The organism is Streptomyces sp. URMC 126 (assembly GCF_051386555.1).
Taxonomy (GTDB): domain Bacteria; phylum Actinomycetota; class Actinomycetes; order Streptomycetales; family Streptomycetaceae; genus Streptomyces.
The window spans coordinates 1-9,293 of record NZ_JBPQTX010000279.1 but is presented as its reverse complement, the minus strand read 5'-3'; the positions used below and the strand labels follow the sequence as shown (position 1 = coordinate 9,293).

The 9,293-nt window shown below is 70.8% G+C and carries 9 protein-coding genes; 1 reads left to right on the top strand and 8 read right to left on the bottom strand.

The window, feature by feature from the left end; translation table 11 throughout:
• Positions 1-20: 20 nt before the first annotated feature.
• From ACSNOK_RS26285 to hemL, 8 genes are all read right to left on the bottom strand, one after another.
• Positions 21-551 (bottom strand): SRPBCC domain-containing protein, encoded by a 531-nt coding sequence (locus ACSNOK_RS26285; protein WP_436783254.1) that lies wholly within the window; start codon positions 549-551, stop codon positions 21-23.
• 36 nt (positions 552-587) lie between these two features.
• On the bottom strand, positions 588-1,145 hold the full coding sequence (locus tag ACSNOK_RS26280) for a Uma2 family endonuclease (protein ID WP_436783253.1): 558 nt from the start codon (positions 1,143-1,145) through the stop codon (positions 588-590).
• A gap of 127 nt (positions 1,146-1,272) precedes the next feature.
• Positions 1,273-2,424, bottom strand: coding sequence for a c-type cytochrome biogenesis protein CcsB (ccsB, locus tag ACSNOK_RS26275; protein ID WP_436783252.1), 1,152 nt, complete (start codon positions 2,422-2,424; stop codon positions 1,273-1,275).
• Positions 2,421-4,472 carry a cytochrome c biogenesis protein ResB gene (gene resB, locus ACSNOK_RS26270; protein WP_436783251.1) on the bottom strand — a complete coding sequence of 684 codons (2,052 nt, stop codon included), beginning with the start codon at positions 4,470-4,472 and terminating at the stop codon, positions 2,421-2,423. The genes ccsB and resB overlap by 4 nt, the downstream gene beginning before the upstream one ends.
• A 3-nt stretch (positions 4,473-4,475) precedes the next feature.
• The gene (locus ACSNOK_RS26265; protein WP_436783256.1) at positions 4,476-5,213 is read right to left on the bottom strand and encodes a cytochrome c biogenesis CcdA family protein; all 738 of its coding nucleotides are present in this window, start codon (positions 5,211-5,213) and stop codon (positions 4,476-4,478) included.
• A gap of 46 nt (positions 5,214-5,259) precedes the next feature.
• Entirely contained in the window at positions 5,260-5,892 is a 633-nt protein-coding gene (locus ACSNOK_RS26260; protein WP_436783250.1) for a TlpA family protein disulfide reductase, read from the bottom strand.
• A 197-nt stretch (positions 5,893-6,089) separates the two neighbouring features.
• Positions 6,090-6,737, bottom strand: coding sequence for a histidine phosphatase family protein (locus tag ACSNOK_RS26255; protein WP_436783255.1), 648 nt, complete (start codon positions 6,735-6,737; stop codon positions 6,090-6,092).
• Between the two features lie 35 nt (positions 6,738-6,772).
• The gene (hemL, locus tag ACSNOK_RS26250) at positions 6,773-8,089 is read right to left on the bottom strand and encodes a glutamate-1-semialdehyde 2,1-aminomutase (RefSeq protein ID WP_436783249.1); all 1,317 of its coding nucleotides are present in this window, start codon (positions 8,087-8,089) and stop codon (positions 6,773-6,775) included.
• 303 nt (positions 8,090-8,392) lie between these two features.
• On the opposite strand from hemL, the gene ACSNOK_RS26245 reads away from it, so the two are divergent.
• Positions 8,393-9,040: a hypothetical protein gene (locus tag ACSNOK_RS26245; RefSeq protein ID WP_436783248.1), complete on the top strand. Its 648-nt coding sequence runs from the start codon at positions 8,393-8,395 to the stop codon at positions 9,038-9,040.
• Positions 9,041-9,293: the final 253 nt, after the last annotated feature.

The window sequence follows — 9,293 nt, the reverse complement described above, 5'->3', positions numbered from 1 at the left end:
GCGGGGCGGGGCGGGGCGGGCTAGGGAAGCTCCCGCTTCCCCTTCTCGTACTCGCCCCGGAGCTCCCGCCACCGGTCGAGCCGCCAGGCCGCCCAGTCCGCCGGGTGCCCGGCGAGCGCCTGCATCAGGTACTCGAAGTGGTGGTGCCATCCGGCCAGGCAGTCCAGCCGCATGTCGTCCGTGCCGGGCATCTCGTTGGTGAAGTGCAGCAGCGTCCCGCCGACGCTCGCCGGCGCCTTCTCCAGCTCGAACCGGATCCGCCCGTGGATCTCGACGGTGTACTCGGCGAGGCTCTCCGGCTCCCAGGCGGTCACCCGGCCGGGCGCGACGGTGGCGTTGCCCTCCTGGTCGGTGTTCAGCCACCGGAGGGTGATCGCCCCGCCTTCCCGCCGCTCGAACGGCTCGGCGGCGGCCAGCCAGGTGGGCAGCCCCTCCTGCGTCGCCACGGCGTGCCACACCCGCTCCCGGGGATACGGGAGCGACAGCTCGTAGCAGAGCGTGTGGATGTCACCGTGGGTCTCCGAGGCCCCGTAGGGGGACGGCATCTCCATGTCCCCAGCACACCACAGCCCCGCGCGTCGCGCGCGTCAGTCGCGGGGCCAGGAGGCGCTGTCGATCACGATCCCGGACCCGGGGAGGGCGAACTTCTCACCGAAGGTGTGGCTCGTCTCGTCGGTGTACACGCCGTCACGCGGCGCGTGGAAGACGTGCGCCACTCCCGTCTTCGGGTCGGCGATCAGGTACGTCGGGACGCCGGCGGCGGCGTAGACCTTCAGCTTGGCGTCGTAGTCGTCACGCCGGCTGCCCTTGGAGACGACCTCGGCGATGAACTCGACGTCGCGGTAGTCGAAGCCCCCGCGATCGTCTTCCTCCGCACCGTCTTTCATCAGGGCGATGTCGGGAGCGTAACCGTTGAGGGTCCCGGGGAAGTCGATACGCACGTCCCAGAGGATGCCGGCATCGATTCCGAGAGCGGCTTCCAAGGCACGATTCAACGCTCGAATGATCGCTGCGTGCACCCTGCGCTGCGGATTCATGACGATCTCCCCCTCGATGACCTCCGCCCGATACCCCGCAGGCACATTCATGGCCTCGATGAGGGCGAACATCTCATCCAGCTCAGCCGAGTCCTCAACGGTCACCATCGGCACCTCCCCGTCTGAAATCCCGAGTCTAGGAACGCGCTCCGCCCCTCACCCTCGCACACGGGCCCGCTCCCCCGAACGAGGGAGCGGGCCCGTGTGGGTGACGCGCGGCCGGTGCCGGTGCCGGTCAGACGCCCGAGTAGGAGTGCTTGCCGCCGAAGAGGAAGTTGACTCCGTAGTAGTTGAAGAGGTAGCAGGCGAACGCGGCCAGGGCCAGGTAGGCGGCCTTGCGGCCCTTCCAGCCGGCGGTGGCGCGGGCGTGCAGGTAGGAGGCGTAGGCGACCCAGGTGATGAAGGACCAGACCTCCTTGGGGTCCCAGCCCCAGTAGCGGCCCCAGGCGGCCTCGGCCCAGATCGCGCCCGCGATGATCGTGAAGGTCCACAGCGGGAAGACGGTGGCGTTGATCCGGTAGCCGAACTTGTCGAGCGTGGCGGCGGACGGCATGCGGCTCAGCATGTTGTCCCAGGCCATGTGGAGGCGGACGCCGAGGCGGATGCCCAGGCCGGCGTCCTTCGGCAGGCCCCTGAGCTTCTTCTCCAGGACGCCCGGGCCCGTCTTGCCGGCCGCCAGGCGGACCTCGTAGCCGTCACGGAAGCGGTAGAAGAGGGTGGAGACCATGCCGACGTACAGCGAGGCGCCGGAGATGATCGCGCAGGAGACGTGGATCCACAGCCAGGGCGAGCGCAGCGCGGGCACCAGCTGGTCGCTGGAGGTGTAGAGCACGCTGATGGCGAGACCGAGGTCCAGCAGGATCGTGGTGACCAGCGGCAGGCCCAGCCAGCGGATGTTCTTCTTGGCGAGGAGCAGGCCGAGGTAGACGCCGACGGCGCACATGCCGAAGGTCGTCGAGAACTCGTACATGTTGCCCCACGGCGCCCGCCGCACCGACAGGGCGCGGGTGAGCACCCCGCCCGCGTGCAGGGCGAACGCCAGCACCGTCAGCGAGATCGCGATGCGGCCGTAGAGGTCGCCCTTCTCGCTGGTGCCGGCCGCGCCCGGGCCGTCCGGGACGTCCTCGCGGGTACCGGGGGCCGACCGGGTGACGACCTTGGGCCGCTCCAGCACCGCCGTGCCGCCCGCCTTGCGGACGGTCACCGCGACGGCCGGGCGGGCCTCGGCCGTGATCGCGGCGGCGGTACGGCCGACGGCGCTGCGGCTGCCGAAGACCCACTCGGTGATATGGGCGAGGAAGGCGAGGGTGTAGACGGCCATCGCCGAGTAGATCAGCACATTGCTGGTATGGGCCATGTTCTCGTTGGCCGCGGCAGCGATGTTCACGCGCGCGCTCCTTCGGAGGATTCGGAGGAATCGGTGGGGTCGGCGGGTCGGGTGGGTTGTTCGGCGGTCGTGTCGGCGTCCGCTGCGGCGGGCTTGTCCACGGCCCCGCCCTCGGCTGTCGTCACCGCCTTGTCGCCGACCTCTTCATCGGCTGTCGCGCCGATCTCTCCGTCGGCCTGTGCGTCGTCGTTCTTTCCGTCGGTCTTTACGTCGGTCTTGGCGTCGGTCTTGGCGTCGGTCTTCGCGCCGCTCTTATCGCCGCTCTTTCCGGAGGCCGTCCCGTCACGGGCCGCCTCGTCCGAAGCGGCCTTCCCGCCGGTCTCCTCGCCCGCGTCGGACTCCTCGGCCGGCTCCTCCGCGACGGGCGGCGCCTCGCTCTGCAGCGCGACCGCCAGCTCGTACAGCTCCTCCGGCACCTTGGCCGACTCGCTGCGGCCGAGGCCGGCCAGCTCCACGACAGTACGCCCGTCCGCCCCGCGCACGGCCCGCACCCACACCCGGCGGCGCTGGATGAACAGCGACCCGGCCACGCCGACCAGCGCCGCGACGGCACCGGCCAGCGCCGGCATGTCGCCGGGCTTGTGGCTGATCTGGAAGGTCGCCCAGGTGCTGATGCCGTCGAACTTCAGCGAACCGGCGCCGTCCGGCAGCGTCATGGTGTCGCCGGGCTTCAGCGCCCGCGCGAAGTTCCGGCCGTCCTTCTCCTTGAACTGTTTCAGGCTCCGCGTGTCGAGCTTGTAGACGCTCTGCGGGACGCCCGTGTCGAGGCCCAGGTCGCCGTGGTAGGCGGTCAGGATGAGGGCCGGGTTGTCCAGCGCGGGGAAGACGGACGCCATGGTGCCGGTCCGCAGGTCGAGCGTGGGGACGAAGTTGCCCCGGAAGCCGATCTGGCCCTTCTTGCCGTTCTTGTCCCAGTAGTCGGGGACCTTGATGACGGTGGTCTCGGTGATGTTGTTGTCCAGCGGCAGCGAGGCCACCGGGCCCTGGAAGACGACGGTGCCCTGACCGTCGCGGACGGTGACCAGCGGCGCGTAGCCGTGGCCCTGCAGGTACACCTTCGAACCGCCGACCTCCAGCGGTTCGTTCACCTTGATCGTGGTGTCGCGCGGCTCGCCGTCCGAGCCTTCCCAGTACCGGATGTGCGCCCGGTAGTCGCGCGGCGTGCCCTTCTGCGGGCCGGTGCGCTCGTACGTACCGGTGAAGCCCTTGAGCTCGAAGCCGAAGGCGGGCAGGTCGTCGGTCCGGAACAGCGCGCCGGACTTGAAGTCGTCGTACTGCGTGAGCGTGTTGGAGAACTTGTCGCCCTCGACGACGAGCTTGCCGCCCTCGTACTTCCACAGCTGCGCGGACGCGAACGCCACCAGCATCACGATCAGCGAGACGTGGAAGAGGAGGTTGCCCGCCTCGCGCAGGTAGCCCTTCTCGGAGGCCACCGAGTCGTCGGAGGCCACCGTGCGGAAGCGCTTGCGGCGCAGCGTCCGCCGGGCCGCCGCCAGCACCTCGTCCGGGTCGGCATCGGTGCGCCAGGTGGCGTAGGCGGGCAGCTTGGTGAGGTTGCGCGGCGCCTTGGGCGGCCGGCCGCGCAGCTGGCCCACGAACTGCCAGGTGCGCGGGACGATGCAGCCGATCAGCGAGACGAACAGCAGGATGTAGATCGCGGAGAACCACACCGAGCTGTAGACGTGGAAGAGCTGGAGCTTCTCGTAGACCGGCGTCAGCGTCTTGTGGGCCTGCTTCCAGGTGTCGGCCTTCACCGAGTCGACACTGGTCTGCGGGATCAGCGAGCCGGGGATGGTCGCCAGGGAGAGCAGGAGCAGCAGGAGCAGCGCGACCCGCATGGAGGTGAGCTGCCGCCAGAACCAGCGCAGCCAGCCGGTGACCTCCCGCCCGGTCCAGGCGAGCGCGCCGAGCAGGCCGGGCCGCCGGGTCCCGCCGAACGAGCCGGGCATCGCCTGGCCCCGGTCCTCGGCCGGGGCCGTGGAGAGCCGGGCGCCCGCGGCGTCGTCCTCCCGCGCCTCGGAGGTGGGCGTGCTATCGGTCTTGGCCATGGTTCAGATCCCGGGTTGGTACTTGTTCGCCCACGTCTGCAGGTCCTGGATGAGGTAGTCCCACGCTCCGGTCACCAGGAGGACGCCGACGAGGACGAGCATGCCGCCGCCGATCCGCATGACCCACACGTAGTGCTTCTTGACCCAGCCGAAGGCGCCGAGCGCCCGGCGGAAGGCGAGGGCGGTGAGGATGAACGGCAGGCCGAGGCCGACGCAGTAGGCGAGGGTCAGCAGGGTGCCGCGGCCCGGACTCGCCTCCTTGAACGCCAGGGTGTTCACGGCGGCCAGGGTGGGTCCGATGCAGGGCGTCCAGCCGACGCCGAAGCCTATGCCCAGCAGCGGCGCCCCCAGCAGCCCCATCGTGGGCTTCAGATGGAAACGGAACTCGCGCTGTCCGAATCGGTTCAGCAGGCCCGTGAAGAGGAGTCCCAGGACGATCATGACGACGCCCAGGGCCTTCGAGATCGTGCCCTCGTACTGCTTGAGCGTGTTGCCGAAGAAGCCGAAGGCCGCCCCGAACGAGACGAAGACGGCGCTGAAGCCCAGCACGAAGAGGGAGGAGCCGGCCAGCATCCGGCCCCGGCGCGTCTCCGCGAGATCCGCGCCGCCGACGCCCGTCACATACGACAGGTAGCCCGGCACCAGCGGCAGCACGCAGGGCGAGAAGAACGAGACCAGACCGCCGAGCACCGCCACGGGCAGGGCCAGCAGCAGCGCTCCGGAGAGGATGGTGTGGTTCATGCCGTCGCCGGAGGCGGCGAGGACGGTCGACGCGACGTCCACGGCGTCACTTCTCCGCGACCAGCTGGTCGAGCGTGTCGCGCAGTTCGCTCTCGGTGAGCGGCTTGATCGCGCGGGCGGCGATCTTCCCGTTCCGGTCGATGAAGACGGTCGACGGGATGGCCGTCGGGTTGAGATTGCCCTTGGGGAAGCGGAGGATCAGCTTCCCGCCGGAGTCCTGGATGCTCGGGTACGGGACGTCGAAGGCCTTCTCGAAGGCGCGGGCGTTGGCCGGGCGCGGGTCGCGGACGTTGAGGCCCACGAACTCGACGCCCTTGTCCTTGTAGTCCCGGGAGGCCCGCACCAGATGCTTGGCCTCGGCCCGGCAGGGAGCGCACCACGAGCCCCAGACGTTAAAGACAATGATCTTGCCCTTGAACTTCTCGGTGGCGTTGAGCTCCTCGTCCTGGAGGGTCTTGCCGGACAGCTCGGGGGCGTCCTTCCGGGCGCCCTTGTCCTTGACGACCTGGACGCCGCCCGTCCCCTGGACGAACTGCGTCTCGCCGCCACCGCCGGACGTCCCTCCCGACCCGCAGGCGCTCAGCGCCAGCGCCGCGAGGACGGCGCCGACCGCCGGCGCGGCGGTACGACGGCGGAACGGGCGGAACCGGGTGCGTCGATCGGCGCGGCAGGCACTCATGTGAAAAGTTTCGCATGGCGATTTACGGGATCTTCCGCGCCCCCCTTGCCCCACCCGACCCTGGTGCTCAGCGGCTCGGAGTCCCCTTCGCACCGGAGCGCCGCCGACAGGCACCGCCCGTCGGCGGTGCGTTCGAGCCCGTACGGCGGTCTCGCGGCCCGGGGACGTTCCGGCCCCCGGGCCGCGAGGGGAACCGTTCAGGCCCCGAACGCCTTCGCGCCGCCCTTGACCGGCTTGGCACCCGCCCGCAGATGGGCCGGGACCAGGTCGCGGGCCGGCTCGCTGTAGCCCACCGAAACGATTTTGTCGCCCCGGTAGGTGAACGTCGTCAGACTGGCGAGCGTGCACTGCCGCTTGCGCGGGTCGTGCCACAGCCGGCGCCGCTCCACGAAGCTGCGCACGATCCAGATCGGCAGCTGGTGACTGACGCACACCGCCTCATGGCCACGCGCCGCGTCCCGCGCCGCGTTCAGCGCGCCCATCATCCGCACCACCTGCTCCACGTAGGGCTCGCCCCACGACGGCCGGAACGGGTTGGTCAGGTGCTTCCAGTTGGCCGGCTTGCGCAGCGCGCCGTCGCCGACGCCGAAGGTCTTGCCCTCGAAGACGTTCTCCGCCTCGATCAGCCGCCCGTCCGTCGCCAGGTCCAGACCGTGCGCCTTGGCGATCGGCGTCGCCGTCTCCTGCGCCCGCTCCAGCGGCGAGGCCACCACGTACGTGATGTCCCGGCCCGCCAGGTGCTCCGCCACCCGGTCGGCCATCTCCCGGCCCAGGTCCGACAGGTGGTAACCCGGTCTGCGGCCGTACAGCACGCCGTCCGGGTTGTGCACCTCGCCGTGCCGCATCAGGTGCACGACGGTGATGTCGTTGCCGCCCTCGCTCACTTCTGCTCCTCCGTCGCCTCGGCCGCCGCCCGCGCCGCCGCGGGCAGGGCCGCCGCGATCCGCTCGATCGCCGCACTGTCGTGGGCCGTCGACACGAACCAGGACTCGAACGCCGACGGCGGCAGGTAGACGCCCTGCGCCAGCATCGAGTGGAAGAAGGCGGTGTACCGGAACGACTGCTGCCGCTTGGCCAGCTCGTAGTCCGTGACCTCCCGGTCCGTGAAGAAGACCGAGAACATGTTGCCCGCCGTCTGCAGCCGGTGCGCCACGCCCTCCTTCGTCAGCGCCGCCGTCACCAGCCCGCTGACCTCGGCCGACACCGCGTCCACCCGCTCGTACGCCGCGTCGTCCAGCAGCCGCAGCTGCGCCAGGCCCGCCGCCGTCGCCACCGGGTTACCGGAGAGCGTGCCCGCCTGGTAGACCGGGCCCGCCGGGGCCAGGTGCGCCATCACGTCGGCCCGGCCGCCGAATGCCGCCGCCGGGAAGCCGCCGCCCATCACCTTGCCGAACGTCATCAGGTCCGGCTTCACGCCGTCGATGCCGTACCAGCCGGCCTTCGAGACCCGGAAGCCCGTCATGACCTCGTCGGAGATGAACAGCGCGCCGTTCTTCGCGCACGCCTGCTTCAGACCCTCGTTGAAGCCCGGGCGCGGCGGGACGACGCCCATGTTGCCCGGCGACGCCTCGGTGATCACACAGGCGATCTCGCCGGGGTACGCGTGGAACGCCTCGTGCACGGCCTCCAGGTCGTTGTACGGCAGGACGATCGTGTCGCCCGCCTGGGCGCCCGTCACGCCCGGCGTGTCCGGCAGCCCGAACGTCGCCACACCCGAGCCCGCCGCGGCCAGCAGCGCGTCCACGTGCCCGTGGTAGCAGCCCGCGAACTTGATCACCTTCGCCCGGCCGGTGAACCCGCGCGCCAGCCGGATCGCCGACATCGTCGCCTCGGTCCCGGACGAGACCAGGCGCACCTGCTCCACCGGCTCCACCCGCGCCACGATCTCCTCGGCGAGAGCCACCTCGCCCTCGCCGGGCGTGCCGAACGACGTACCGCGGGCCACCGCCGCCTGCACCGACGCGATCACCTCGGGGTGCGCGTGGCCGAGAATCATCGGCCCCCACGAACAGACCAGATCCACGTACTCCCGGCCGTCCGCGTCGGTGAGGTACGGACCGGTCGCGGACACCATGAAGCGGGGCGTACCGCCCACGGCACGGAACGCCCGCACCGGAGAGTTCACGCCACCGGGCGTCACGACCGCCGCGCGCTCGAAGAGCGTCTGGGACACTGGGGCTTCATATGAATAAGGCACTCTGTTCCTGCCTGCGGAGACGTAGGGAGGGACGGCGACGGCCGCCGCACGCCCCGGCTTGTGGGCTCTGCTGGGGTTCACTCGGGTTCGCTGGGTTTTCTCCTGCTTCCGACCGGGTGCCGGCCCCCGCGCATCTGGGACACTGGGCCCGGAGAGGGGTAGCTCACGCTAGCCATGGTCTCAGAGCCCCGTGGGCACGTGTGTCCGGGCGTTTCGCACGCTCTCGACGGGGGAGGTGTCTGAGACGATGATCGGGTTGCGCGGCGGGGGCTGTGCTGCGTAAAAAAGCGATCGGGTGGAGATATGCATCGCGGTGGCGGACTGGGTGAGGGCACCGACGACCTGGGGCCCGAGCGAGCCCGGCCGCCCCGCAGGGGCCGGCACCGGCGGGACGACCACCTCAGGGCCGGCGGGACGGACGGCGCCGGTGGCCCCGGCGCGACGGGCAGGGCCGACAGGACCGGCGACGACGACAGGGTCGACGGGGGACACAGCGCGATCAGGAGTGGCCGAGTGGGGGTGACCTACAAGTACTTCGGTGCACCCAACGGGGCCACCGCCGCACGCGTACCCATTTCCATGCGCCCCGAGGAGCTCGGCGGTGACGAGCTGGGCATGGGCGGCATGTTCACCAGGATCAAGCCGGAGACGGTCGCCGCCATGGTGCTCACCGGCATCCAGGGCATACCCCTGCACAAGGTGCCCCCGCTGGAACTGGTCGTGCTCCACCCCGACTACGCGGTCGTGAAGCTGCCCATGACGGTCGTCGACCCGCTGCGCGGCATCGGCGAGGAATCCGTGGGCGCCGCCGCCTTCATCTGGTCCACCGTCCCCGACCGGGGCGGCCCCCGCGACGCCTTCACGGTCTACCGGCTGCTCCACGAGTGGCAGGACTTCTCCCACCGCCTCCACGAGGCCGGCCACCAGCCGTACTGCCTGGTCTGGCCCTGACGGCCGGCGTTCCGCGCTCCGGAAGCCCGGCGCTCTGACGGCCCGCCGCTCCGGCGGACGACGCCCTGACGACCTCGCGTTCTGGCGGCCCGGGGGGCGGCGCTTCGAAAACCCGCGCCCTGAGGGGCGGCGCAGCACGCCGACTTGAAGCACCGGCCCCCGCCTTCGGCCCGCCGCCCCTGAACCGAACCGACCCCCACCCCCGCCCCGGCCCAAAAGCGGAAGCAAACCCTCCCCCGCCCCCGGCGATCAC